Source organism: Nonomuraea sp. NPDC049486 (assembly GCF_040676925.1).
Lineage (GTDB): Bacteria > Actinomycetota > Actinomycetes > Streptosporangiales > Streptosporangiaceae > Nonomuraea > Nonomuraea ferruginea.
This window is the reverse complement of record NZ_JBFAPV010000006.1, coordinates 275,101-300,249: the sequence shown is the minus strand read 5'-3', so window position 1 is coordinate 300,249 and position 25,149 is coordinate 275,101. Positions and strand designations below refer to the sequence as shown.

22 protein-coding genes are annotated in these 25,149 nt (G+C 73.4%); 12 read left to right on the top strand and 10 right to left on the bottom strand.

The annotated features are described in order from the left end of the window. The first annotated feature begins 6 nt into the window (after positions 1-6). The 7 genes from AB0K05_RS20160 (at position 7) to AB0K05_RS20130 (ending at position 5,805) form a co-directional block, all read left to right on the top strand. Positions 7-942, top strand: a complete 936-nt coding sequence (locus tag AB0K05_RS20160; protein WP_148031455.1) for a DUF58 domain-containing protein — start codon at positions 7-9, stop codon at positions 940-942. Continuing rightward, positions 939-1,886 (top strand): VWA domain-containing protein, encoded by a 948-nt coding sequence (locus AB0K05_RS20155; protein WP_271277720.1) that lies wholly within the window; start codon positions 939-941, stop codon positions 1,884-1,886. Before AB0K05_RS20160 ends, AB0K05_RS20155 begins: the two co-directional genes overlap by 4 nt. Before the next feature lie 11 nt (positions 1,887-1,897). After that, on the top strand, positions 1,898-2,488 hold the full coding sequence (locus AB0K05_RS20150; protein WP_364230753.1) for a methyltransferase: 591 nt from the start codon (positions 1,898-1,900) through the stop codon (positions 2,486-2,488). Continuing rightward, a complete protein-coding gene (locus AB0K05_RS20145; RefSeq protein WP_148031452.1) occupies positions 2,485-3,024 on the top strand; it encodes a TrmH family RNA methyltransferase in 540 nt (179 codons plus the stop codon). The genes AB0K05_RS20150 and AB0K05_RS20145 overlap by 4 nt, the downstream gene beginning before the upstream one ends. A gap of 36 nt (positions 3,025-3,060) precedes the next feature. Next, a complete protein-coding gene (locus AB0K05_RS20140) occupies positions 3,061-3,861 on the top strand; it encodes a glycerophosphodiester phosphodiesterase (RefSeq protein WP_364230750.1) in 801 nt (266 codons plus the stop codon). A 15-nt stretch (positions 3,862-3,876) separates the two neighbouring features. Continuing rightward, positions 3,877-5,319 carry an MFS transporter gene (locus AB0K05_RS20135; RefSeq protein WP_148031450.1) on the top strand — a complete coding sequence of 481 codons (1,443 nt, stop codon included), beginning with the start codon at positions 3,877-3,879 and terminating at the stop codon, positions 5,317-5,319. Positions 5,320-5,460: 141 nt separating this feature from the next. After that, a complete protein-coding gene (locus AB0K05_RS20130; RefSeq protein WP_043625492.1) occupies positions 5,461-5,805 on the top strand; it encodes an RNA polymerase-binding protein RbpA in 345 nt (114 codons plus the stop codon). Positions 5,806-5,877: 72 nt separating this feature from the next. On the opposite strand, the gene AB0K05_RS20125 is transcribed toward AB0K05_RS20130, so the two are convergent. The 4 genes from AB0K05_RS20125 to AB0K05_RS20110 all read right to left on the bottom strand — a co-directional run bounded on the left by AB0K05_RS20125 (position 5,878) and on the right by AB0K05_RS20110 (position 11,625). Beyond that, positions 5,878-6,390: an FxsA family protein gene (locus AB0K05_RS20125; RefSeq protein WP_148031449.1), complete on the bottom strand. Its 513-nt coding sequence runs from the start codon at positions 6,388-6,390 to the stop codon at positions 5,878-5,880. A 75-nt stretch (positions 6,391-6,465) separates the two neighbouring features. Further along, positions 6,466-7,209, bottom strand: coding sequence for a polyprenol monophosphomannose synthase (locus AB0K05_RS20120; RefSeq protein WP_364230746.1), 744 nt, complete (start codon positions 7,207-7,209; stop codon positions 6,466-6,468). A gap of 2 nt (positions 7,210-7,211) precedes the next feature. Next, a complete protein-coding gene (lnt, locus tag AB0K05_RS20115; protein WP_308248983.1) occupies positions 7,212-8,732 on the bottom strand; it encodes an apolipoprotein N-acyltransferase in 1,521 nt (506 codons plus the stop codon). A gap of 655 nt (positions 8,733-9,387) precedes the next feature. Next, positions 9,388-11,625: a UvrD-helicase domain-containing protein gene (locus AB0K05_RS20110; protein WP_364230948.1), complete on the bottom strand. Its 2,238-nt coding sequence runs from the start codon at positions 11,623-11,625 to the stop codon at positions 9,388-9,390. A gap of 361 nt (positions 11,626-11,986) precedes the next feature. On the opposite strand from AB0K05_RS20110, the gene AB0K05_RS20105 reads away from it, so the two are divergent. Both AB0K05_RS20105 and AB0K05_RS20100 read left to right on the top strand, forming a co-directional pair. Continuing rightward, entirely contained in the window at positions 11,987-13,246 is a 1,260-nt protein-coding gene (locus AB0K05_RS20105; RefSeq protein ID WP_364230743.1) for an ROK family transcriptional regulator, read from the top strand. A gap of 144 nt (positions 13,247-13,390) precedes the next feature. Beyond that, positions 13,391-15,607, top strand: coding sequence for a hypothetical protein (locus AB0K05_RS20100; RefSeq protein ID WP_364230741.1), 2,217 nt, complete (start codon positions 13,391-13,393; stop codon positions 15,605-15,607). A 7-nt stretch (positions 15,608-15,614) separates the two neighbouring features. Here AB0K05_RS20100 and AB0K05_RS20095 read toward each other — a convergent pair whose 3' ends face one another. The 6 genes from AB0K05_RS20095 to AB0K05_RS20070 form a co-directional block, all read right to left on the bottom strand. Next, positions 15,615-15,797 (bottom strand): hypothetical protein, encoded by a 183-nt coding sequence (locus AB0K05_RS20095; RefSeq protein WP_148031444.1) that lies wholly within the window; start codon positions 15,795-15,797, stop codon positions 15,615-15,617. A gap of 117 nt (positions 15,798-15,914) precedes the next feature. Beyond that, on the bottom strand, positions 15,915-17,477 hold the full coding sequence (locus tag AB0K05_RS20090; protein ID WP_148031443.1) for a glycerol-3-phosphate dehydrogenase/oxidase: 1,563 nt from the start codon (positions 17,475-17,477) through the stop codon (positions 15,915-15,917). Between the two features lie 34 nt (positions 17,478-17,511). Next, a complete protein-coding gene (locus tag AB0K05_RS20085) occupies positions 17,512-17,997 on the bottom strand; it encodes an Lrp/AsnC family transcriptional regulator (RefSeq protein ID WP_148031442.1) in 486 nt (161 codons plus the stop codon). 23 nt (positions 17,998-18,020) lie between these two features. Continuing rightward, a complete protein-coding gene (locus tag AB0K05_RS20080; RefSeq protein WP_148031441.1) occupies positions 18,021-18,614 on the bottom strand; it encodes an ATP/GTP-binding protein in 594 nt (197 codons plus the stop codon). 249 nt (positions 18,615-18,863) lie between these two features. Then, complete coding sequence (locus tag AB0K05_RS20075; protein ID WP_364230738.1) at positions 18,864-19,736, bottom strand: hypothetical protein; 873 nt, start codon at positions 19,734-19,736, stop codon at positions 18,864-18,866. Between the two features lie 110 nt (positions 19,737-19,846). Then, a complete protein-coding gene (locus tag AB0K05_RS20070; protein ID WP_364230735.1) occupies positions 19,847-22,429 on the bottom strand; it encodes a CHAT domain-containing protein in 2,583 nt (860 codons plus the stop codon). A 137-nt stretch (positions 22,430-22,566) separates the two neighbouring features. Here AB0K05_RS20070 and AB0K05_RS20065 point away from each other — a divergent pair, with 137 nt between their 5' ends. The 3 genes from AB0K05_RS20065 (at position 22,567) to AB0K05_RS20055 (ending at position 25,033) form a co-directional block, all read left to right on the top strand. Next, positions 22,567-23,910 (top strand): S8/S53 family peptidase, encoded by a 1,344-nt coding sequence (locus tag AB0K05_RS20065; protein ID WP_148031438.1) that lies wholly within the window; start codon positions 22,567-22,569, stop codon positions 23,908-23,910. A gap of 71 nt (positions 23,911-23,981) precedes the next feature. Next, the gene (locus tag AB0K05_RS20060; RefSeq protein ID WP_219545710.1) at positions 23,982-24,590 is read left to right on the top strand and encodes a sigma-70 family RNA polymerase sigma factor; all 609 of its coding nucleotides are present in this window, start codon (positions 23,982-23,984) and stop codon (positions 24,588-24,590) included. After that, positions 24,587-25,033, top strand: a complete 447-nt coding sequence (locus AB0K05_RS20055; RefSeq protein ID WP_187281145.1) for a hypothetical protein — start codon at positions 24,587-24,589, stop codon at positions 25,031-25,033. Before AB0K05_RS20060 ends, AB0K05_RS20055 begins: the two co-directional genes overlap by 4 nt. Positions 25,034-25,149 lie beyond the last annotated feature (116 nt).

Genomic DNA, 25,149 nt, shown 5'->3' with positions numbered 1-25,149 from the left:
CATCACATGAGCACAGCCGAACAGGCCCTGCGCCGCCTGGAGCTCACCGTGACCCGGCGGCTCGACGGGCTGCTGCACGGCGCCCACCAGGGCCTCCTGCCCGGCACCGGCAGCGAGGCCGGCGACAGCCGCGTCTACGTGCCCGGCGAGGACGACGTGCGGCGCATGGACTGGAACGTCACCGCCCGCACGACCGTCCCGCACGTGCGGGACCTGGTCGCCGACCGCGAGCTGGAGACCTGGGCGCTGGCCGACCTGTCCCCCAGCATGGACTTCGGCACCGCCGACACCGACAAGCGCGACCTGGTCGTCGCCGCCGTCGGGGCCATCGGGTTCCTGTCCAGCCGGATGGCCGACCGGTTCGGGGCGCTCGTCATCCACGACGAGCACATCCACCGCATGCCCGCCCGCACCGGCAGGCCCGCCCTGTACGGGCTGCTCAGCGCGCTCATGGACGCCCCGCGCGGCCAAGTTGTCGCCGACCCGCCCGACCTCGCCGAGGGCATCGACGTCCTGGCCGCCACCCGCAGGCGGCGCGGCATGCGCGTGATCGTCTCCGACTTCCTGGATGCCGCACCCACCCTGGACCCGGACGCCGAACGCCCCTGGGAGCGCCCGCTGCGCCGCCTGTCGGCCCGCCACCAGACGCTGGCCGTCGAGGTCATCGACCCGCGCGAACTCGAACTGCCCGACGTGGGCCGCGTCGCGTTCGCCGACCCGGAGACCGGGAAGGTACGCGAAGTGCACCTTTCCCCGAAAATCCGCCGTGACTACGCGGAGGCCGCCGCCCTCCAGCGGGAGGGCACCCGCCTCGCGCTGCGCCGTGCGGGCGTCGGACACCTGGTGCTGCGCACCGACCGCGACTGGGTGTTCGACGTCGCCCAGTTCGTCCTGCGCCAGCGGCGCATGAGCCACCTGGCACACCGGAAGGTGAACCCTTGACGTTCCTGTCGCCTGCCTGGCTGTGGCTGTTCGTGCTGGTGGTGCTCCTCATCGCCGGTTACGTGGCCGCGCAGTTCGCCCGGCGCCGCTACACCGTGCGCTTCACCAACCTGGCCCTGCTCAACCTTGTCGCGCCGAGCGGCCCCGGCTGGCGCCGCCACGTGCCCCCCGTGCTGTTCCTGGTCATGATGTCGCTACTGGTCGTCGGCGCCGCCCGGCCCGCCGGCGAGGTACGGGTGCCGCGCGACCGCGCCACCATCATGATCGCGCTCGACGTCTCGCTGTCCATGGACGCCGGCGACGTCGAGCCCGATCGCATCTCCGCGGCCAAGACCGCCGCCCAGGCGTTCGTCCAGGAGCTGCCCGACCGGTTCAACGTCGGCGTGGTGGCCTTCGCCCGCGCCGCCAACGTGGTCATCTCCCCCACCACCGACCACCAGGCCGTGGCGACCGCCATCGGCAACCTGACCACCCGCCCCGGCACCGCCATCGGCGAAGCGGTCTTCAACTCGCTCGACGCGGTCCGCTCCTTCGACCAGGACGCCACCAGCGACCCGCCGCCCTCGGCGATCGTGCTGCTGTCCGACGGCGACAACACCTCCGGCCGCTCGGTCCGCGAGGCCACCGACGCCGCGCAGCAGGCCCACGTGCCGGTCTCCACGATCGCCTACGGCACCCCCGACGGCACCGTCTCCATCGACGGCCGCCCGGTGAACGTCCCGGTCAACAAGCAGACCCTGCAGGCGCTGTCCGACGGCACCAGCGGCCGCGCCTACACCGCCGAGTCCGGCAGCGAGCTGCGCGAGGTCTACGAACAGATCGGCACCTCGCTCGGCTACAAGGTGGTCGAACAGGAGATCACCCAGCAGTTCATCCTGGCCGCGCTCTTCGCCGGGCTGCTGGTCGGGGGCGCGGCGGTCTTGTTCGGCAGCCGGATCCCGTAACGTTCTCCGCTGTGGGGCACTACTTCTCCGAACGGCCGGGGGCCGAGAGCAGGCCGGGTCAGGCCGACCTCGTCCTGCCCGACCTCCATCTGCGGCTGGAGACCGACAGCGGCGTGTTCTCGCCCGAGCGGGTCGATCTCGGCACGAAGATCCTGCTGGAGACCGTCCCGCCGCCGCCCCCGCACGGCGACCTGCTCGACCTCGGCTGCGGCTACGGCCCGATCGCGCTGACGATGGCCTCCCGGGCGCCCGAGGCGACCGTGTGGGCCGTCGACGTGAACCGGCGGGCCGTCGAGCTGACGGCGCGCAACGCCCGGGCCGCGGGCCTTGACAAAGTAAGGTCGATGCATGTCGACGACGTCCCCGACGACGTGACGTTCCAGGCGATCTGGTCCAACCCCGCGATCCGCATCGGCAAGGCGGCCCTGCACGACATGCTCACCAGGTGGCTGACGCGGCTGGCCCCCGGCGGCGCCGCCCACCTGGTCGTCCAGAAACACCTCGGCTCCGACTCCCTGCAGCGCTGGCTCGGCGAGCAGGGCTGGCGGGCCTCCCGCGAGGCCTCCAGGGCCTCCTACCGCGTACTGAAGGTCGAAAAATGAGAAGGCAGCTGCGCCCCACCGACGTCAAACGGCTCAACCGCACCTGGCGCAGGAACACCGCCAACCGCCTGGCGCTGATCCTGGAGTCGGTCACCGGCCCGTTCAACGTCGGGTCGATCTTCCGTACCGCCGCGGCGTTCGGCGTGGAGCAGATCTGGCTGGCCGGCAACGCCACCCCGCCCACCAACCCGAAGGCGGGCAAGACCGCGCTCGGCACCGACCGGCTGGTGAAGTGGCACGACCCGGTGCCCGCGCTGGAGGCCGTCAAGGCGGCCAGGGAGGACGGCTTCACCGTGATGGCGGTCGAGCTGACCGCCGAGGCGGTGCCGCTGCACCGGGCCGCGCTGGGCCGCGACGTGTGCCTGGTCGTCGGCAGCGAGGACCACGGCTGCTCCCCCGCGCTGCTGGACGCCGCCGACGGCGTCTGCTACATCCCGCAGGTGGGTCGGGTCGGCTCGGTCAACGTGGCGGTGGCGGCCGCCATCGCGCTGGCCGAGGCCCGCCGCCAGGAGTGGCAGAATCTACCCGATTCGTAATCTTTTTGTTCACCCGTGGAAGGCATACTTCAGACCGTGCTCAGCCGCCGATTCGCCTTTCTCGACCATCCGGGCCCGCTGGCCTTCGCCCACCGGGGCGGGGCGCTGGAGGGGGCGGAGAACTCCTTCGAGGCGTTCGATCGGGCCGTGCGGCTCGGCTACACCCATCTGGAGACCGACGCGCACGCCACCTCCGACGGCGTGCTGCTCGCCTTCCACGACCACACGCTGGACCGGGTGACCGACCGGCGGGGCCGCGTCTCGGAGCTGCCTTACCAGGAGGTCAAGCGGGCCCGCGTCGGCGGCGTCCACGAGATCCCGCTGCTTGAGGACCTGCTGGGCACCTGGCCGGAGATCCGGTTCAACATCGACGTGAAGGAGCCGGGGGCGATCGCGCCGCTGGCCGAGGCGATCCGCCGGACGAACTCCTACGACCGGATCTGCCTCACCTCGTTCTCCGACGAGCGGCTGGTGCTGGCCAGGGCGGCGCTCGGGCGGGAGGTGTGCTCGGCGCTCGGGCCGCGCGGCGTGGCCGCGCTCCGGGCCGCCGCCGCCACCTCCGGCTACGGCCGCCTGCTGGCCAGGCTGAAACGCGCGGCGATCCCGTGCGCGCAGGTGCCGGTCGGCTTCCGCGGGCTGCGGGTCGCCACCCGCCACCTGGTGCGGACGGCCCACGCGCTCGGCATGCAGGTGCACGTCTGGACCATCAACGACACCCCCCGGATGGAGCGCCTGCTCGATCTGGGCGTCGACGGCATCATGACCGACAACATCACCGGGCTGCGCGACGTCCTGGAGCGGCGCGGCCAGTGGCATCCCGGCCGCATGGCCGCCTAGGAGCGACTCCACAACATGTCCGTACCCGCACCCCCCGCGGCCTCCGACCCCGCCTCCGAGTCACCCGCCGTACGCCGGCGCGAACAGCGCGGCTGGTACGTCTACGACTGGGCCAACTCCGCCTTCTACACCACGATCATCTCCGTCTTCCTCGGCCCGTACATCATCGAGGTCGCCAAGACCGCCTCGTGCGCCAAGGACTTCGCCCAGGTCGACGCCGCCACCTGCGCGGCCGGCTTCGACCGGCTCGCCGCGCAGAACCCCGGCCTGGGCTACGTGGACGTGCTCGGCATGGACATCCGGCCGGTCGCGTTCTTCGGCCTGATCACGACCGTGGCGGTGCTGCTGCAGATCGTGGTCCTGCCGATGGTGGGCGCGCTGGCCGACCACACCGGCCGCAAGCGGGAGATGCTCGGCGTCTTCGCCTACGTCGGCGCGCTCGCCGCGATGGGGCTGTTCTTCGTCGAGGGCGACCGCTACATGCTCGGCGGCTGGCTGTTCGTCATCGCGAATGTCGCCTACGGGGCCTCGGTCGTCGTCTACGACTCGTGGCTGCCGCAGATCTCCACCCCCGACGAGCGCGACCGCGTGTCCTCGCGGGGCTGGGCGATCGGCTACCTCGGCGGCGGGCTGCTGCTGGCGCTCAACCTGGTGCTCTTCCTGAGCCACGAGAGCCTGGGGCTGACCCAGGGCGAGTCGGTGCGCATCGCGATGATGTCGGCCGGGCTGTGGTGGGCGACCTTCACGATCGTGCCGCTGCTGCGGCTGCGCAACCGGCCGGCGCCGGCGCACGAGCACACCGCGCTCGCGTCGGTGGGCGGCAGCTTCCGCCAGCTCTGGCGGACGCTGAAGGAGCTGCGCCGCTACCCGCTGACGCTGCTGTTCCTGGTGGCCTACCTGGTCTACAACGACGGCATCCAGACGGTGATCGGCAACAGCGCGGCCTTCGCCTCCGAGGCGCTCAAACTGGACCGCACGGTGCAGATCACCGCGATCCTCATGGTGCAGTTCGTGGCGTTCTTCGGGGCGCTGCTGCTGGGCAGGCTCGCGGAGCGGTTCGGCACCAAGCGCACGGTGCTGGCCAGCATCGTGGTGTGGACGGTGATCGTGATGATGGCGCTGTTCGTCCGCGAAGGGCAGGCGGTGCAGTTCTACCTCATGGCCTTCGCCATCGCGATCGTGCTCGGCGGCACCCAGGCGCTGTCGCGCTCGCTCTTCTCCCAGGTGATCCCGAAGGGCCGGGAAGCCGAGTACTTCAGCCTGCTGCAGATCAGCGACAAGGGCTCGGCGTTCATCGGCGCGCTGACGGTGACGATCGCCCTGCAGCTCACCAACAGCTACCGCATCGCCATCATGTCGATGGTCGTCTTCTTCGTGCTCGGGTTCGTGCTGCTGGCGCTGGTCAACCTGCCGAAGGCGATCCGCGCGGCGGGCAACGAGGTGCCGAGGAACCTCTGACGAGCGGGCGCGGCCCCGAACTCCTCGGCGGTATAGCGATTGGATCTCCCCGCGGGTGGGAATCCCATCACGGTACCAAGCGTTACACACCGTGGGAGACAGACCCCCCACGCATGGGGGCCCTGTAGGAGGCATTCAAACATGGGCGAGCGCGCGCTTCGTGGCACCCGGCTCGGGGCAACCAGCTACGAGAACGACCGTAACACGGATCTGGCCCCGCGCCAGGAGGTGTCTTACACCTGCCCCAAGGGGCATCGCTTCGAGGTTCCGCTTGCCGCCGAGGCTGAGATTCCCGCGACCTGGGAGTGCCGCATGTGCGGCGCGACCGCGGTGCGGGTCGACGGCGAGCAGCCGGAGTCGAAGAAGACCAAGCCGCCGCGGACTCACTGGGACATGCTCCTCGAGCGGCGGTCCATCGAAGATCTGGAAGAGGTGCTCAACGAGCGGCTGGCGGTCCTGAGGGCCCAGCGCCGCAAGAGCGCCTGACATCACTCTCACGGTGAACCCCCGGGCCGGCGGCCCGGGGGTTTTCTGCTGCGCGCGTGACCGGCGGCGTCGCTAGTCGCGGTCCTCGCGGATGACCTCGCCGTGCACGACCTTCCCGCGCGGCGCGCCGCCGTGGGGACCGGCCTGCGGGACGTCCGCGCGCACCGGCCCCGCGGACTGGGGCGGGAACATGTTCGCGTACGGGGAAGCCGCCGCCATCCGCTTGACCCGCCGGTCGAAGAACCACCCGCCGAGCCGCCGCATCCCCGGCCGGGTGAACGGCAGGACACACGCGAGGCCGACCACGTCGCTGAGGAATCCCGGCATCACCAGGAGCACGCCGCCCACCAGCACGAGCGCCCCGTCGGCCAGCTCGCGCTCGGGCATCACACCGGTGCGCATCGACTCCTGCAGCCTGTGCCAGGCGCGGCGTCCCTCACGCCGCACCAGCCATGAGCCGAGCAGCGCCGCCGCCGCCAGCAGGCCCACGGTCGGCCAGCCGCCGATCACCGACCCGACCTGGATCAGCAGCCACACCTCCAGGATGGGGATCGCCAGGAAGGCCAGGAAAAGCAGAAGCCGCATCGTCGCCTCGTTCTGTGCACATCAAGGACACGTCTAGGTAGAACAACGCCCGGAACCGTCCTCGCGTTCCTGCGGTCAGGAGCGCCGGCCGCGCAGCCGCGCGGGCAGCCCGACGAGCCCCCACTGGAAGATCCGCCAGAACGCCTCGGCCATCACCCGGCCGCTCATCTTGCTGGTGCCGACCGTCCGCTCGACGAACGTGATCGGCACCTCCGCGACCCGCAGCCCGTGACGGCAGGTGCGCAGGGTCAGGTCGACCTGGAAGCAGTAGCCCTGCGACTCCACGTCGGCCAGCCCGACCTTCTCCAGGACGGCCGCCCGGTAGGCGCGGAACCCCGCGGTGGCGTCGCGGACGGGCAGGCCGAGCATGATCCGCGTGTAGAGGTTGGCGCCCCGGGACAGGAGCTCACGCGTGGCCGGCCAGTTCCTCACCTTGCCGCCCGGCACGTAACGCGACCCGATCGCCAGGTCGGCCCCTTCGGACAGCGACGTCAGCAGCTTGTGCAGCTCCTCCGGCCGGTGCGAGCCGTCGGCGTCCATCTCCACCAGCACGTCGTAGCCCTCGCCCAGCCCCCACCGGAACCCCGCGATGTAGGCGGCGCCGAGCCCCTGCTTGGCCGGCCGGTGCAGGACGTGCACGTGGTCGTCTTCCGAGGCGAGCTCGTCGGCGATCTTGCCGGTGCCGTCGGGACTGTTGTCGTCGGCCACCAGCAGGTGGGCCTCGGGCAGCGCGGCCCGCAGCCGCTCGGTGATCGACGGCAGGTTCTCGCGCTCGTTGTAGGTCGGGACGATGACCAGCACCCGGCCGAGCGTCTCCATCGTCAGTCGTCCCCCATCATCCGGTCGGCCCGGCGCCCGCGCCGGGCGGCGACGACGGTGGCCGCCGCTCCCAACATCATCAATGCCCACTCGGGAGCCGCGCCGACCCTCGTGGCGATCGTCTGTTCGGTGCGTATCGGCACGGTTACAACGGTGCTGTCGGCAACCAGCTCCCTGGTTTGCCACGAGACCTTACCGTCCGGCGTGACGAACGCGGAGATGCCTGTCGTGGCCGCCGTCACGACCGCCCTGTTGTGCTCGACCGCCCGCAGCTGGGACATCGCCAACTGCTGGGCGGGCAGATTGGACAGGGCGTAGGAGGCGTTGTTGGTCTGCACCACCAGCGGCGTGCCGCCGGCCCGCACGGTGGCCCGCACGGTGCCGTCGTAGGCCACCTCGTAGCAGTTGACGGCGCCGACGGTGACCGGGCCCATCTTCAGGTCGCCGGGTCCGGTGCCGGGGACGGACTGCCTGCCGACCAGGTTGGCGCGCTCGTACAGGGCGAGCACGAGCTCCTTGAACGGGGTGTACTCGCCGAACGGCACCAGGTTCTGCTTGTCGTAGTAGTCGCCGGGACCGGTGGCGGGATCCCACACCAGGCTGCGGGTCGCGCGATGCTCGTCGCCGATCGCCACGACCGCGCCGACCAGGGTGGGCACGCCGATGTCGCGCACCGAGTCGTGGATCGTGCCGTAGGCGAACGCGTCGGTGTAGGGGTCGATGTCGGTGGAGTTCTCCGGCAGCACCACCAGGTCGGGCGCGGGCAGCTCGCCGGCGCGGACCCGCCCGGCCAGCCGCTTGGTCTCCTCGGCGTGGTTCCTCAGCACGACGGCGGGCTCGTCGCCGAAGATGTGCATGCCGCGGCCCGGCACGCTGCCCTGGACGATGCCGACGTTGACCGTGCGGCCCTCGTCCGGCGGCCTGGGCACGGCCAGGGCGACGACCGGGACGGCCACGGCCAGCGCGACCGGCACCCCGCGCAGCAGGCCCGTACGCGGCCGTACGAGCACCGCGTGGGCGATCAGGGCGCCGCACACCACCACGGCGAACGAGACCAGCGGAGCGCCGCCCAGCGCGGCGTACGGGGTGAACAGCGACTCGCCCTGACTGAAGGCCACCCGCGCCCACGGGAACCCGCCGATCGGGACGAGCCCGCGCGCCCACTCCATCGCCACCCAGAGCGCCGCGAACCACACCGGCCACAGCCGCAGCCGGAGAACCAGCGCCGCGGCGGCGGCCATGGCCGCGTAGAACAGGCTCTCGACCGCCACCAGCATGATCCACACGTCGACGCCGATCGTGCTGACCCAGGCCAGCGCGGGCGTCAGGAACACGGCCGCGGCGACGTAGCCGATCCACGCCGCCCTCCTGGGCCACGCGCCGTACAGGGAGGCGACGATCAGCGCCAGCCCGGGCGGCGCGCACAGCCACCACCCGAGCGGCGGGAACGCCAGATAGAGCAGCACCCCACCGGCCACGGCGGCGCCCAGCCGGGCGGCCAGCACCCGCCGCGACTCCCCCACCGTCCGCCCCCGCCGCTTCCGCTTCCGCCCTTCCGGCGGCCCATCATCACTGGGACGAGAGCCCTCACGTTCGGCCGGAGGCGGCCGTTCGCCGTCCGTGGGGGCGGCAGAGCCGGTGAAACTTTCAACGGCCGGGGCGGCGGATGAGGGCGTGGGCGGGCCGCTCCCGTCTCCGGGGGTGGCCGGTCGGCCCGTCTTCTCCTGCACCACTGCGGGGTCTCCTCGCGATCCGCACGCCTTGCTATGCGAAAACGCTACCGCCCCGGAGGCGCTCTCCGGTCATGCCGGACGCGGCGACAGGGTGATCCCGCGAGGAACGGGACCACCCGGCGCACTGACGAGCCCGGCGCACGGGAACGGGAAGAGGGCCCGGAAACCCTTCGGACCGGACCCGTCTCGTCGGCGGCGAGCGCGGAATTCCGTTGTCTACTGGGCTCCCGGGCCCGTCCCGGGTCCAACCCCCCGCCCGGTTGGGGTGCCCCGACTCGACGGACCGACGGCCCTGCACCTGGCTGTGTGGACGAAGCCACGCTCCGTCACGGACGCAGGATCCGGCGATGTCAGAGACGGCCAACCGGCCAAGTCCCGTGCTGGACTGGGCAGCAAACTACCGACTCAGCCTCAGATGTCAACCGTGTCCCGATCAGCAGAAACATCAAGTTTTCCCAGGTGGGCGGCCATTACCCGGCACGGCAGGCACCCCACCGGCACTGCCGGAGTCTCCATCGGGCCGCCTCGCCAAGCCGCGCAAAGCATCTGAGAGCGGGCGATCGTGGACCACGCCCAGCCGCTGCGTGGCACGGGTGAGCGCCACGTACAGATCGCTGGTGCCGCGCGGCGACTGGGCCGCGATCAGGTCCGGCTCGGCCACGATCACCGAGTCGAACTCCAGCCCCTTGGCATCGGCCACGCCGAGCACGGCGACGGGCGCGTCGAGCGCCTCCGCGCCGCGGGAGCGCCCGGCGCCGGGGGTGACGACCACGGCGCCCTCCACCGACTCCCCCAGCGAGGCGAGCAGCTCGTCGGGCGCCACGACCGCGACCTTGCCCCCGCCTGCCACCTCGTCCGCGACGATCGCGGGCAGCTCGGCCAGCGGCGCGGCCCACGGGCTCGCCCCGATCTCGCGGACCGACCGCGGCGCCTCCAGGCCGGGGTCGATGGTGGCGAGCACGCGGGCGGCGACCTCCATGAGCTCGACGGGCGTGCGGTAGTTGACGGTCAGCCGCTCCTGGCGCCACCGCCCGGCCACGTACGGGTCGAGCACCTCGGCCCAGGAGCGCGCCCCGGCCGCCGAACCGGTCTGGGCGATGTCGCCGACGATCGTCATGGACCGGGTCGGGATGCGCCGCATGACGGCCCGCCAGGCCATCGGCGACAGCTCCTGCGCCTCGTCCACGATGACGTGACCGTAGGCCCAGGTGCGGTCGGCGGCGGCGCGTTCGGCGGTGGTGAGGTGCGGGCCCTCGCCGCGCTGGCGCTCGGCCAGCCGTTCGGCCTCCATGACGTCGGACAGCCCGGTCAGCTCCAGCACCTCGCGGGCGTAGGCGAGCTCGGCCTCGCGCTCGTGCTCCTCGGCCTGACGGGCCGCGGCCAGCTCCTCCTCCGCCGCCATCGCGCTGGCCCGCAGCACCTGCTCGTCGATCTCGCCGAGCAACTCGGCGGCCTCGTCCAGCAGCGGCACGTCGGACTCGGTCCACTCGCCGCCCCGGGCCCCGTCGCGCCGCAGCAGGGCCCGTTCCTCGGGCGTCAGGCCGGCGGCGGCGTAACCCAGCCGGTCCGGCGACCCGTACAGGCCGAGCAGCAGCCGCTGCGGCGTGAGGTAGGGCCAGAGCCGGTTGAGCGCGGACCTGACGACCGGCTCGGTGCGCAGCTCCTCGCGCAGGTCGGCCAGCTCGTCGTCGTCGATCAGACCCTTGCCGATCTGTCGGGCGGCCTGCCGGGCCAGCGCGTTGAGCAGGGAGCGGACGAACACGGCGCGAGCCTGGTTGTGCGGGCGGCGGGAGCGGGCGGCCTTGTTCGCGGCCGACTCCAGCATCTTGCGGTCCATGGTCAGGGTGTAGCGGCCGAGCCGCAGCTCGACGGGCTTGCGCGGGACGCGCTGGCGGTCGCGCACCGCCCTGGCGATCACCTCGGCCATGCGCAGGTCGCCCTTGACCGCGGCCACCTCGGGCTTGTCCCTGGCGGTCGCGGTCAGCCCGGGATAGAGCTCGCCGACCGCCGACAGCAGCACGTCGGTCTCGCCGAGCGAGGGCAGCACCTGCTCGATGTAGCGCAGGAAGGTCAGGTTGGGGCCGAGGATGAGCACGCCACGGCGTTCCAGCCGCTCCCGGTGCGTGTAGAGCAGGTAGGCGGCGCGGTGGAGCGCGACGACGGTCTTGCCGGTGCCGGGGCCGCCCTGGACGACGAGCACCCCGTTGAGGTCGGACCTGATCACCTTGTCCTGCTCGGCCTGGATGGTGGCCACGATGTCGCGCATCCGGCCGGTGCGCCGCTCGTCCAGCGCCGCCAGCAGGGCGGCCTCGCCGTTGAGCGTGGCCCGGTCGTCCTCGGTGAGCGCGTCGAGGTCGAGCAGGTCGTCGTCGACCGCGACGACCGTGCGGCCCCGGGTCTGCAGGTGGCGACGCCGGGTGAGGCCCATGGGAGCCGCCGGGGTCGCGCGGTAGAACGGCTGCGCGACCGGGGCCCGCCAGTCGATGAGCAGGCGCTCCTGCTCGTCGTCGGTCAGGCCGAGCTTGCCGATGTAGAGCCGGCCCTCGTCGACGTGGTCGAGCCGGCCGAAGACCAGGCCGCGCTCCACCGCCCACAGCCGGGCCAGCCGGGAGGCGTACATGTCAGCGAACGTGTCGCGCTCCGACCGGTTCTGCATCGTTCCGACGGCGCCGGACGCCAGCACCTCCTTCAACTGGTGCTGGGTGCGCTCGCGCAGCTCGTCCAGCCGCTCGTAGAGGCGGGTGACGTACGCCTGCTCCCTGGCGAGTTCCGATTGACGGGTTGCCGCCAGACCATTATTGTGGTTAATGGGACACTCCGGGCCATTCTGCTTGTTGTTACGACAAACGACGAGATTAGCACGCCTGTCGCGGCGCTCTCCCGCGTTTCACTCTCTCCCCTCTCCCGTGCGGCCCCTTCATTCTGCGCGATCCTCTCTGCGGTACGGTCACGGGTTCGCCGCACCTCTTGACCGGACGCCCCGGCGCTCCTTACGGTCACCTTCGGTTAGGAAAGTTTCCTAACCTCCGGGGGAAGAGGTGACAGTGAGCGGTTCCGTACCGGGCACTCCCAGTCTGCTACGCGCGATCAACGATCGCGCGGCCCTGCGCCTGCTTCTGGAGCGCGGGCCGCTCACCCGTCCCGAGCTGGGCGCGCTGACGGGGCTGTCGAAGCCGACGGCGTCGCAGTTGCTGCTCCGCCTGCGCGAGGCGGGGCTCGTGGTGCTGGACGGGGTGCGGGAGGGCTTGCCGGGCCGTACCGCCGAGGTGTACCGGGTCAACGCGGCGGCGGCGTACGCGGCCGCGCTGGACGTCACCTCGGGCAGGATCGAGGCGCGGGTGGCGGACCTGACGGGGGCGGTGGTCGGCGAGCACGTGCTGGAGCCGCCCGGCGGCGACCTGATCGGCGGGCTGCGCGCCGCGCTGGCCGGGGCGCGGCCTCCCGCGCCGCCGCGCCACCTGGTGATCGGGGTGCAGGCGGCGGTCGACCCGACGACGGGGCGGCTGGGGTACGCGACCGCCGAGGACATGCCCGGCTGGCACGTCGACGACCTGGTGGACCGGCTGTCCATGGGGCTGGGCGTGCCGGTGTCGGTGGAGAACAACGTCAACCTGGTGGCCCTGGCGGAGCGGGCGCACGGGGCGGCCGCGGGCACACCGGACTTCGTCCTGCTGTGGGCCGACGCGGGCATCGGCTCGGCGATCGTCCTCGGCGGCCGGCTCCACCGTGGCGCGACGGGCGGTGCGGGCGAGGTCGGCTACATGCCCGCGCCGGGCGCGCCCACGGCACGCGAGAGCGGCCCGTACGCCGACCACGGCTTCCAGGCGTTGTCCGGCGGCGCGGCGGTGCTGCGGGTCCTGCGCCGGGACGGCATCCCGGGCGCGGACCTCCGCGAGACGGTCAGGAACGCGGCCCGAGCCGCCGAGGACCCGCCGGCGGGACCACCGCAAGAGAGCACGGCGGCGAACCCGCCGGACACCCGCATGGCCGGCGCGGTGGACGCGGTGCCCGCGGGTTCGGGTGAGGCGGCGTTGCGGGAGGTGGCGGGGCGGCTGGCGGTGGGGCTGGCCGCGATCACCTCGGTGATGGATCCGGCGCTGATCGTGCTGACCGGCGCGGTGCCGCTGGCGGGCGGGGAGCCGCTGCGGCGGCTGATCGAGGAGGAGCTGCACGCGCTGACCATCGCCCGCCCGCGGGTGCGGCTGTCGCAGGTGGCGGGCAACCCCGTGCTGGTGGGAGCGCTCGACCTGGCGCTGGCCACGGTGCGGGACGAGGTGCTCGACTCCACGGGCGTGACGGGTTGACGTCACGCCCTCGACCGCTTCGCCGCCGCCGAGGCCGCGAAAGCCCGGCTGCCTGCCCGCTTCGTCCACCTTTGACACTGTCGTGGGCGTGACAGAGTAGGCCTGTCCCTGGCGTGTCACGCGTGCCCTCATCATGCTGCGGTCATGGACGGGTTCCTGGACACCAGCACGAGCGGCATGACCGAGTTGCGGGTGCACGGCGTGTCCGGCACGCCGCCCGGGGAGATGCTCAACCATCCGCATCCCCTGCTGGTCGCGGGCGACGGGACGACGGGGTTCTACCGGCGCTGGTGGCCGGCGGGCCGGCCGGAGACCGAGGACGCGGACGTGCCGGGCGAGCGTCACCGCGAGGCGTACGCGTGGGCCGGGCTCACCTCCGGCGGCCGGACCATCGCGCTGTGGCTGCTGCTCCTGCCGTTCGCGCTGGCCAACCTGGCGTACTTCATGCTGCCCAGGCCGGAGGGCGGGCGGCCGGTGCGGCGGGCCCTGGAGGCGGCTCAGCGGCTGTTCGCGCTGCTGCTGACGGGCACGCTGGTGGCGGCCGTCACGCGGGCCAGCGTGGACCTGATCGGCTGGCAGTGCACCGCCGCCGGGCGGGCGTGCGCGTACGCGACCGCGCCCGGCTGGGTGCGGTGGATGGCGGAGCTGTGGGGCGCCGAGCACTCGCGGCGGCTGGCCGTGACCGCGCTGGTGCCGCTCGCCGTGGTGGTGGTGCTGTGGGTGGTCGGGCGGCGGACGTGGCAGCGGGACGAGCGGACCGCCATGCCGCCCGACGGGTTCGAGCGGCCGGGCGTGCTGCTGGCCCGGCCGCGGCTGTGGCACGGCGACGAGCCGGTGCGGCGGCTGCGAGCGGTGCACGTGGCGTTCGCCCTCGGGTGGATCGGGCTGGCCGTGGCGGCCCCGTTCACCCGCTCGGGCCTCGGGCTGGTGCTGGCGGTGGCGAACGCCGTGGTGCTGGTGGCCGCGGTCCTGGCGGTGGTGGCGCCGGGGGTGGCGCGGCGGGTGGATCCGGGCGCCGACGATCCCGGCGGGGCGGTGCTGAGCCGGGTCTGCGCGGCGCTGGAGGCGGCGGGCGCGACGGTGCTGGCCGTGACGCTGGTCGCGGCGGCGGCCGGGCTGCCCGGCGCGTCCGGCTCGCGCCAGTTGCCGGGGGTCGGGGCGGGGACGGTGCAGTTCGTGCTGACGCTGGGGCTGGTGGCGTTCACGCTGGCGGGCACCTGGTGGCTGGCCCGGCGCGACCGGGGGACGGGGCCGCGGGCACTGGGCGGGCTGGCGAGCTGGTTCGCGCTGCTGGTGGCCGCGGCCGTGGCGAACGCGCTGGGCCTGGGCGTGATGTTCTGGACGGCCTCGTTCTTCGGCGTGCCGGCCTCCCCGGGCGCGGGCGGGCCGGTGGGCCACAGGCTGTTCCTGGACGAGCCGGTGTGGTGGACGGCCGCGCTGGTGCCGGTCCTGATCGCGGGCCTGGTGGTGGTCGGGCTCGTGCTGTGGAACGCGCGCAGGTCCGAGGCGGCCCGGCTGACTCCCGGGCTGGAGCCGCACTACGGGCGGCACAGCGAGGAGGTGGCCGGCTGCTGGGCGCTGGCCGGGCTGACCGACCGGGCCGGGCAGGTGCTGGGGCTGCTGACCGGGATCGGGCTGGCGGGGTTCGCCCTGGTGACCGTGTTCTACCAGTTCCGGCTGCTGAGCCCGGTGGACGGGCTGGCCGGGCTGTTCGCCACGATCGGCAGCTGGGCGATGGCCGCGTTCCTCGTCGGGCTGGTGCTGCTGGGCCGGCGCGCGTACAGCGATCCGGGGCTGCGCCGGACGATCGGGATCCTGTGGGACGTGTCCACGTTCTGGCCGCGCGCCACCCACCCGCTCGCCCCGCCCTGCTACACCGAGCGGGTGGTGCCCGAGCTGATCTCCCGGGTGCGCCGGCTGGCCAGGGATGACGCCGATCTGGTGCTGCTTTCCGGACACAGCCAGGGCAGCGTGATCGCCGCCTCGGTGGTGCTGCAGCTCGACCCGGCGGCGCGCGGGCGGGTGCGGCTGCTCACGCACGGCTCGCCGCTGCGGCGGCTGTACGCAGCGTTCTTCCCCGCCTACTTCGGGCCCGCCGCGCTGGGTGCGGTACGGGACGCGGTGCCCTGGTTCAACCTTTACCGGCTGAGCGACCCGATCGGCGGGCCCGTCCTGGGGCGGGTGGACCCGTTCGGGCCGCGCGAGTCGCTGTCGGCGGTGGACCTGTTCTGCTGGGACCCAGCCAGGCCGGAGCCGGGCGATCCGCTGCCGGAGACCCGCTGGCACGCCGGTTACTGGTTCGACCCGCCGTACGCGGAGGCGCTGCGCAGGCTCACCACGGCGACCCTGCGCGGCGGGTGAGCCGCCGCTAGTGGAGTTCGAGGATGAAGGCGGCGGCCAGCGCGGGCGCGCACGGCCAGGCGGCGCCGCAGGAGGCGCAGGCGTGCGCGGCTCCGGCCCGGTGGGCGTCCAGCGCGCCGGCCGCCCTGGCGAAGCAGGTCTCGCCCAGCGGGTCGTCGTGAGCGGGCTTCGTACCGAGGAGAACGGCCATGTCGGTCACCTTCGCTGCGTGTTCGGCTGCGCTCACTCTCTCCCGCCGGAGCGTCGCCGTCCGGGTCGAAGGACTCGCCCGGACCGCGTCTTCGGCCACACTTGACCGAAAGGCGGGTCAGCGGGCCAGGATGGCGGCCACACGCTCGCGTACGGACGGGGTGTCGAGGCCGCGGACGGTCAGCGTGGTGCGGCGGCGGACCACGTCGTCGACTGTGACCGCCCACTCGTGGTCGCGGGCGTAGACCGCCTGAGCCCAGATGTCGGGGCCGTCGGGGTGGATGCGCTCGCCCAGGCCGGGGTCGTCGCGGATGAGCCGGGCCAGGTCGAAGGCGATCGAGCCGTAGTGGGAGGCGAGGTGGCGGGCCACCAGGGGGTCCATGCGGGCGTCGGGGTCGCGCTCGGTCCACAGCCGCATGGCCACCGCGTCGGGGCTCGCCAGCCCCGGCAGCGGCACGGCCGGCAGGATGTCGGCCAGGTCGTCGCCGAGCGGGTGGCCGGGCAGGTGGGCGAGCGTGTCGAGGACCACCCGGCCGATGTGGCGGTAGGTGGTCCACTTGCCGCCGGCGACCGACAGCATGCCGCCCGTGCCGCGGGTGAGCACGGTCTCGCGCTTGGCCGCGGTCACCTGGCCCGGGCCGCCGGGGAGCACGCGCAGGCCGGCGAAGGAGTAGGTGATGTCGTCGCGGCCCAGCTGGGAGCCGAGCACGGCGTGGCCGGCCTCGTCGAGGATCTGCGTGATGTCGGCCTCGGTGGGGCGCACCTCGGCCGGGTCGCCCTCGTAGGGCTCGTCGGTGGTGCCGAGCAGGAGGTGGTCCTCCCACGGGATGGCGAACGACACGCGGTACTTGTCGATCGGGATGGTCAGCGCGGCCTTCCAGGGCTCGTGGCGGCGCAGCACCAGGTGGGCGCCCTTGGACAGGCGGATGCTGGGCTCGGCGCCGGGGTCTTCCATGCGGCGCAGGTGGTCGATCCACGGGCCGGTCGCGTTGAGCACCAGCCGGGCCGACACGCCGAACTCGCCGCCGTCGAGCCGGTCGCGCAGCTCGGCGCCGGTGACGGTGGCGCCGGTCTTGCGCAGCCCGACGACCTCGGCGTGGTTGAGCACGGTCGCGCCCGCGTCGACGGCGGCGCGCACGGTCATGACCGCGACCCGGCTGTCGTTCATCTGGTGGTCGCCGTAGACGGCGGCGGAGCGCAGGCCGTCCATCTTGAGCGCGGGCACCCTGGCCTGCGCCTGCTGCGGCGTGATCACCTTGCCGACGCCGTCGCCGAACACCGACAGCGCGGAGTAGAGGAAGACGCCCGCGCCGAGCTTGGCCGCGCCGTGGGGGCCGCCGCGGTAGATCGGGACCACGAACGTGAGCGGTTTGACCAGGTGGGGGGCGATGTCGCCGGCCAGCGCCCGGCGCTCCCTGTGGTTCTCCGCGACGAGCTTGACGTTGCCGGTCTGAAGGTAGCGCAGGCCGCCGTGGACGAGTTTGGACGAGGCGCTGGAGGTGGCCCCGGCGAAGTCGCCGGCGTCGACCATGGCGACGCGCAGCCCCGCCTGGGCGGCCATCCAGGTGACGGACGTGCCCAGGATGCCGCCGCCGATGACGAGCAGGTCGTAGGAGACCCGGCTCAGCTCCTCGCGCGTCTCGGCGCGGGTGGTCATCGCGGCGGTGCTCTTGGCGATCATGTGGTGCTCCAGTCGAGGCGGCGCCTCTATGATCTCACGCGGCCGGCGGTCGATCGGGCCCGGCGCTCTCGCCGCCCCGGGTCACGTCGGGGGCGCGGTGCTCGTACGGGGTGCTCAGCACCACGGTGGTCCGGGTGGACACGTTGGCGGCGGCCCTGATCTGCTGCAGGAGCTCCTCCAGCGCCACGGGGGACCCCACGCGGACCTTGAGGATGTAACTCTCGTCGCCCGCGACGCTGTGGCACGCCTCGATCGCGCTCAGGTGGGCCAGCCGGTCGGGGGCGTCGTCGGGGGCGGCCGGGTCGATCGGCTTGATCGAGATGAACGCGGTCAGCGGCAGCCCGATCGCGTCATGGTCGACGATCGCGGCGTAGCCGCGCACCACGCCGCGCTTCTCCAGGCGGCGCACCCGCTGGTGGACCGCCGAGACCGAGAGCCCGGTCTCCCTGGCCAGGTCGGTAAAGCTCATCCGGCCGTCGCGGGCCAGCAGCGCGACGATCCGGCGATCGATCTCCTCCATCGGTCAAAGGTAGCCGGTCGCGTTCACGACATGGACCCGACGGGAGAGGCGCCCATGCGCATCGCGTGCTCGACGAGGGTCACGAGCACGTCCCTGCCGGACTCGCGGCGGCGGGCGTCGCAGCGCACGATCGGCACGCCGGGGTCGAGGCCGAGCGCCTGGCGCACCTCGCCGATGGTGAAGGGGCGGGCGCCGTCGAAGCAGTTCAGCGCCACCACGAAGGGCTGGCCGCGCTTCTCGAAGTAGTCGATGGCCGGGAAGCAGTCGGCCAGGCGGCGGGTGTCGGCCAGCACGACGGCGCCGAGCGCGCCCAGCGCCAGTTCGTCCCAGACGAAGAAGAACCGCTCCTGGCCGGGGGTGCCGAACAGGTAGAGGGTGTAGTCGCCGCGGATCGTGATGCGGCCGAAGTCCATGGCCACGGTGGTGGTGGGCTTCGTCTCCACCCCGGTCAGGTCGTCGACGGTGACGCCGGCGTGGGTGAGCATCTCCTCGGTGCGGACGGTCCTGGTCTCCGACACCGCGCCGACCATGGTGGTCTTGCCCGCGCCGAAGCCGCCGGCGATCAAGATCTTGATCGGGACGGGCAGCCGCCAGTGATCAGAGCGCCCGAAGTCCATCCAGCACCGCCTGTACGTCCCTCCGCGGCCGTGCCGCGCCCGCACGCCTCGGCCCGATCAACGGTGCTTGTCAAGGCGAGTCAGGGAGATCCATCTGCCTGGCATCGAGTCACCCTAGCAATGCCGTAAACCCCACTCAAGCACCCATGCCTCTTAAAAATCAATATGTAACTTTTGTCGCCTACAGCACCTTCAGGTGGGGCGGATTTCTCCACCGAGTAAACCCGGTTGTCAGGTCATCGAACCGCTTCACCACTTCTGATGGTCATAGCCCGAAATATTGTGATAACCAGCACTAAAGCCGATTTGTCGCCACAAGTAGGTGGCCGTGCGTGGACTGCGCTCCCGTACCCCGTGGATCAGCTCGCCCGCGTCGCGGGCGAGGCCGGTCATGGCCTCGTTCACGTCGGCCCTCGCCACCCCGAGCAGCAGCACGTTGAGCCCGCCCCAGCTCAGGTCCCTGCGGTACGAGGCGAGGTCGCCGAGCAGGTGGAGGTAGCGCTGCACCTGCTCGCTGGCCGGGCGCAGGTCCTCCAGGTGATCCCTGACCCACGCGTCGCCGGCGTAGATGAGGTGGGACAGGTCGACGAAGCAGGTGCCGCGGCTGTCGGCGTTGCCGACGTAGCGGTCGAGCGAGACCTCGGCCGCGGTGTCGCGCCACACCCAGGCCCTCCCCATGCCCGCCAGGGTCCTGCCGAGCTGCTCGCGCCAGAGCCAGTGCAGGTCGGCGAACTCCTGGACGGTGGCCAGCTCGTCGCGCAGGTCGGCCAGGAAGCGGGTGACGGCCGCCCTGGGCGCGGCGCCGTCGGCGACCGCCAGGCAGTCGCCGATCAGCTCGTTCACCTGCTCGCGGGTGGTGGCCGTGTGGTCGACGAGCCGGTCCAGGGCGAGCACCCACAGCGCGGTGCGGTTGACCACCTTGAGCCGCTCCGCCGTGGCCCACGGCGCCCCGAACGCGCTCGTCAGGGTCAGAGCCGAGTAAATTTCCGGGCCGAACGCCGCCCCCGGGAAAAGGCCTCCGTACATCTGGGCACAGCGCCGCAGGTCCCTGTCGCACTCGGCCGCCAGCGCGCAGGTGCGGCCGAGTTCGAAGGCCTCGTCAAGCTCGCCGGGGGTCCTCACGGCCGCTCGGTCGGGAACATCGGCGACTCCCCCCAATAACCGGCTGATATCGCTGTGTAGCGAATTGTCACATGATCAGCATCATCCGATCAAGGTACAGCAGCGTGGCGTCAGGCCCCGATGGCGATGAACGAGACGTCGTCGCCCCTCGCCCGCCTCAGCGCCTCGGCCAGGCCCAGCCCGCTGCTGAGCCCGGCGTGCAGCCGGACCATGAGCGGGACCGCGTTCTCGTCGTTGACCGGCACCACGCTGGCGACGATGCCCGCGGTGCCGAGGTGGAGCAGCGCGGTGGCCAGGCCGAGCAGCTCGTCGGCGCCCACGGCGGCCATCTGGGCGGAGTCGCAGCTGGACAGGACGAGCCGGTAGGGGGCGCGGCGCAGGCGTTCGAGGTCGTAGCCGGTGAGCGGGCCGTCGTCGAGATGGAGCGAGGAGAACATCGGGCTGTCGGCGCGGAAGGTGCCGTGGGCGGCCACGTGCGCGAGCCGGCAGCCGTCCATGGCTTCCAGCACCGCCTGCGCCGTGGCCGTGCCTCCTTCCAGCACGGTGGGCCCCGGGTCCTCGTACAGCTCCTCGATGGCCTGGATCTCGGCCTTGGCGTTGGGCACGTCAGGCCCGCCGACGAGGACGACGCCGCCGCCGGGTGGCGGCGCCGACGCGCGGGCGCGCAGCCAGGCGGCGGCGGACGGCGCCACGCTGAAGGCGGTCTCCCGCAGCGACGGGAGCAGCCCCCACGGCGCGGCGTGCAGCACGCTGGGCGGCACCACCACGCACGGCCCGCCGGCCAGCAGGGGGGCGACCGGCCCGAGCACGGCCTCCTCCAGCCGCCGTCCCAGCGCGGCCAGCTCCCCCGGGTCGGGCCGGAGCTGGTAGGCGAGGCGGCGCAGCCGGGACCGGGCGAACTCCGTCTCGGCGACCGCCCGCTCGGCCGGCCCGACGGCGTAGGAGCGCACCCGCCCGTCGCCGCACAGCAGCACGTGCAGGGTGCCGTCGATGAGCACCAGCTCGGCGAGCCGCCCGCCGGGGCCGAGCGCGTCCAGCACCCGGCGGCAGTCGAAGCCGCGTTCCTCTCGCCAGCCGGGGCCGCGCAGGCGCAGCGTCCCGGCCCGTACCCGGGCCTCCAGCGCGGCGCGCTCGCGTTCGAGGCGAGGGGCGGAGGCGGCGCCGCCGGAACGCGCGGCGGCCAGCAGCTGGTCGACCCGGCGCAGCGCGGCGAGCCGGCCGAGCAGCTCCTGATCGTCCGCCGGCGGCGCGGGCGGCACGGCGATCGCGGTGGCGCGCCAGCGCTCGGTCCAGCCGAGCAGCTCTCGGCTGCGTCCGGCGCGGCGCAGGTGGCGCAGCGCGAGCTCGACCAGTTCGGCGCCCTGGGCGGTGACGAGCGCGCGCAGCTCCGACGAGCCGAACGTGAGCCGGTGCTCCTCGATCAGCTCAAGCCCGGCCCGGCAGGCGCGCAGCAGCCGGCGCGGCTGCCCGGCCGCCTCGGCCAGCAGCGCCTCGGCCAGCCACCCGCCGGCCCGAGCGGTGGCGGACCCGCCGTGCCTGGCCCGCGCCGCGGCGGTCAGGTGGCGGTCGGCCTCGGCGGCCCGGCCGAGCTTCAGCGCGATCCGGCCGGCCAGCAGGTGAGCCTGCCACGCGTCGGGAGAGCCGAGCTCGCCGAGCCGGCCGGCGAGGCGGCGGGCGTCGGCGAGCAGCCGCGGCGTGGCCCCCTCCGCCAGCCCGGCCTGGACGAGGATGAGCCGGGCGTGCTCGGCCCACCAGGCGCGCCGCTGCCTCGCGAACAGCGCCCGGGCCTCGGCGGCGCGCTCGCGGGCGGTCGCCGGGTCGGCGGCCAGCAGCGCGGCCCTGGCGGCGAGCAGCAGCAGCTCGGCCCGCCGGGTGGCCTGGCCGCGCAGCCGTGCGATCAGCCGCAGCCCGGCGTCGGCCTGCTCCAGCGCCTCGCGGGCGAGTCCGGCGGCGAGCATGACCGCGCACCGGTCGGCGACCAGGTCGGGCATCGGGGTGCCGAGGCGCTGGAACCCCTGGTCGGCCTCGTCGAGCAGGGCCAGCGCGGTGGGCAGGTCGCCGGCCACGAAGGCGGCGACGCCCCGGTTCTGCACGGCGACGACCGAGTCGTGCTCCTGCCTGGTGGTGGCGAACATGCGCTGCGCGGTGCGGAAGTCGGCGTCGGCGGCCCGCACGCCGCCGAGCGCGAGCTGCACGTGGCCGCGCAGGCTGAGCGCGCGGGCGGCCCACACGGTGTCGCCGGCCCGGCGCAGCGCCGGCGCGGCCACCCCGAGGTCGTCGAGCGCGTCGCCGTGCCGGCCGAGGATCCAGCGGGCCCCGGCCCGCCGGAAGAGCACGCGGGCGCGGGTGGTGCCGGTGGCCCGGCCTGCGGCGGAGTCGAGCGCCGACAGCCCGGAACGGGTGCGGCCGTGGTGCACGAGCGCGATGCCGAGGGTGGCGAGCACGTCGGCCTCCCGGTCCGGCGAGCCGGACCTGCGCGCCAGCCGGACGGCCTGCCGCAGCTCGCCGATCGCGGCCTCGATGTCGCCGAACTCGCGGTGCAGGATGCCGATCGCCTGCCGCGCGATCGAGGAGTCGTACGGGCCGCGCCGCCCCGCGAGGATGGCCCTGGCGGCCTGGAGCGCCTCTTTGGGGCGCGCGAACACCATGGCGAGCACGTCGTGTGAATCGCCGGGTTCGCGGGGCCCAGACACGCATAGATGGTAGAGCCGCCCCAGGCCCGCGTCCACGTGGTGTATCAACCGCCGGCACGGGCGCTCATAAGTGTCGGGGCGGCCTGATGGACTGGCCTCCCGCCGGCCAAGGCGACACTCCCCGGGAGGAACCGACGATGACGACACCGGATCCGGGTGGCGACGCCCGCTTCTGGACTCAGCTGGAGATGGTGAACGCCGCCCTGCCCGACGGCCTGCGCGCGGTCGCCGGGCCGGAGGGCGCCACGCCCGGCTCCTCGGTCGCGCCCGGATACGCCGAGCTCGACGGGCACGTCCTGGTGCCCGCGCAGGACCTGGAGCGGGCGGGCAACATGGTCCAGGACCTGGTGCCGGGCGAGGCCGACCCGCGGGTGGTGTGGCCGCCCGAGCACGACGCGGGCCGGGTGTCGGTGCGCCGCCTGTACGTGGGCGACCGCAGCGCCCGGCTGGTCGCCGACACGCTCACCGCGCGCCGGATGCGGGCCACGCCGGTCCACCTGGTCTCGGTGGCGGGGGTCAACCTGTGCCCGGGCGACGAGCCCGTGCCGGCCTCCGGGCCGCTGCGCCCGCCGCCCGGCGCCCGCGACGCCGGCGCCGGGGTGCGGGTGACCGTGCTCGACACCGGGCTGGTGCCCGGCTACCTCGACCACCCGTGGCTGGCGGCGGGTTCCGGCGACCCCGCCATCCCGGCCGTCGACGGCGACGTCACCGACGAGGTCACCGGCGGCGTGATCGGCCCGTACACCGGGCACGGCACGTTCGTCGCGGGGGTGGTGCGCTGCACCGCGCCGGCCGCCGACGTGCGCGTCCACCGGACGTTCCCGTACGCGGGCGCGGTGCCGGAGGACGAGCTGGGGCTGGCCGTCCGCGACACGCTCGGCGCCCACGGCTGGCCCGACATCGTGTCGCTGTCGGCCGGCACCCGCACGCGCGACGCGGCGGCGCTGCTCGGCCTGGCCGACTTCATGGCCGAGCTGACGCTGCACCCGGAGACGGTGCTGGTGGCGGCGGCGGGCAACGACGGCGGCACCGACCCGTTCTGGCCCGCCGCCTACGCCGGGCAGCCGGTCAACGCCTCCGGCGACCTGGTGGTTTCGGTGGGCGCGCTGCGCGAGGACGGCCTGGGCAGGGCGTGCTTCAGCAACCACGGCGACTGGGTGACCGTGTACGCGCAGGGCGAGCGGCTGGTGAACGCGTTCGCCTCCGGCCAGTACACCTACGGCTACCCGCACAGCGCGTCCTGCCGCCACTCGGACACCCCTCTCTACTCCGGCTGCACCTGCGTGGGGGTGATGAAGGCGGGTGACACGGCCACGTTCACCGGGCTCGCGCAGTGGAGCGGCACGTCCTTCGCCACCCCGATCGTGGCCGGGCTGATCGCGGCCCGGATGTCCGAGGCCGGCATCTCGTCGCGGCAGGCCGCGCGCCAGCTCGTGGCGGGCCGGCTGTCCGTACCGGATCTCAGCGGTTACCTGCGGTGACGGGACGTTCTCCTGTCCTGGAGCGGCTCACGAAATATCATGAGCTTTCCGCCCCTGGACCGAAAAGGACGTTGGACGACACCGTGGAAGACACCGCGCTGGACGACACCGCAGCCCTCGTCAAAGCAGCCGCCGGCGGGGAGGCCGACGCCTGGAGGGAGCTCTACCAGCGCTTCAGCGGCCTGGTGTGGGCGGTTTCCCGCGCCTACCTGCCGGTTGCGGCCGACGCCCAGGACGTCGCGCAGACCACCTGGTTCCGGTTCGCCGAGAATCTCACCAGGATCCGCGACCCCGAACGGGCCGGAGCCTGGCTGGCCGCCACGGCCAGGAACGAGGCGCTGCGCGTGATCCGCACCAGCGGCCGGGCCATCCCGGTCAGCGACGTCGCGCTGATCGGGTTCGACGTGGACGAGCGCTCGCCCGAGCTGCTGCTGCTGGAAGCCGAGGAGGAGGTCGCGGAGGCCGAGCGCGCCCAGGAGGTCTGGGCGGCCTTCCAGGAGCTGTCGGAGCGCTGCCGGCTCCTGCTGCGCGTCCTCATAGCCTCGCCGAAGCCCACCTACCAGGAAGTCGCCACCGGCCTGGGCATCGCGGTGGGCAGCGTCGGTCCCATGCGGGGACGCTGCCTGAAGCGGCTCGGAACACTGGTGGAACGACGCGGAGTATCCGGGAGTTCCGAGTGAACGACATGGATGACGACCTCGCTCTGGAGAACGAGCTGCGCGTGATCGCGCGCCTGCTGGATCCGGTGCCGCCGCAGCTGATGGAGGACGCCATGCAGGCGTTCACGCTCCGGACGCTCGACGCCGAGCTGGCCCTGCTCGCCTTCGACTCGTGGGACGAGCAGGCCGCGACGCGGGTCCGCGGATCGGGCGCGCCCCGGCTGCTGACGTTCCGCACGGCGACGGTGGAGGTGGAGATGGAGGTGTCGGGGCCGCGCCTGATGGGGCGGCTGGTCCCGGCCGAGGAGACGGACATCCGCGTGCAGCGCCGCGACGGTGAGCAGCGGGTGCGTTCCGACGCGCTGGGCCGCTTCACCGCCGACGCCCTCGCACCCGGCCCGCTCCGGCTCCGGGTGGTCCCGCGCGGGGGCGGGCCCGTCGTCACCTCCTGGATCCGCGTCTGACGGGTCCATCGGGTGGCGGATTCCCCATGCGGTTGGGAATGACCGGGTGCGCGCTGTGTGCGCGCACCCGGTCGTGCGTGGCGGGCGTTCCCGGCGATGCCGCCAGGACCCTTGGA

Coding starts and splice junctions, on each gene's coding strand:
- AB0K05_RS20145 (WP_148031452.1), top strand. CDS start 2,485: ATGAGAAGGCAGCTGCGCCCCACCGACGTCAAACGGCTCAACCGCACC.
- AB0K05_RS20130 (WP_043625492.1), top strand. CDS start 5,461: ATGGGCGAGCGCGCGCTTCGTGGCACCCGGCTCGGGGCAACCAGCTAC.
- AB0K05_RS20090 (WP_148031443.1), bottom strand. CDS start 17,477: ATGATCGCCAAGAGCACCGCCGCGATGACCACCCGCGCCGAGACGCGC.
- AB0K05_RS20125 (WP_148031449.1), bottom strand. CDS start 6,390: ATGCGGCTTCTGCTTTTCCTGGCCTTCCTGGCGATCCCCATCCTGGAG.
- AB0K05_RS20135 (WP_148031450.1), top strand. CDS start 3,877: ATGTCCGTACCCGCACCCCCCGCGGCCTCCGACCCCGCCTCCGAGTCA.
- AB0K05_RS20120 (WP_364230746.1), bottom strand. CDS start 7,209: ATGGAGACGCTCGGCCGGGTGCTGGTCATCGTCCCGACCTACAACGAG.
- AB0K05_RS20065 (WP_148031438.1), top strand. CDS start 22,567: ATGACGACACCGGATCCGGGTGGCGACGCCCGCTTCTGGACTCAGCTG.
- AB0K05_RS20095 (WP_148031444.1), bottom strand. CDS start 15,797: ATGGCCGTTCTCCTCGGTACGAAGCCCGCTCACGACGACCCGCTGGGC.
- AB0K05_RS20080 (WP_148031441.1), bottom strand. CDS start 18,614: ATGGACTTCGGGCGCTCTGATCACTGGCGGCTGCCCGTCCCGATCAAG.
- AB0K05_RS20085 (WP_148031442.1), bottom strand. CDS start 17,997: ATGGAGGAGATCGATCGCCGGATCGTCGCGCTGCTGGCCCGCGACGGC.
- AB0K05_RS20100 (WP_364230741.1), top strand. CDS start 13,391: ATGGACGGGTTCCTGGACACCAGCACGAGCGGCATGACCGAGTTGCGG.
- AB0K05_RS20160 (WP_148031455.1), top strand. CDS start 7: ATGAGCACAGCCGAACAGGCCCTGCGCCGCCTGGAGCTCACCGTGACC.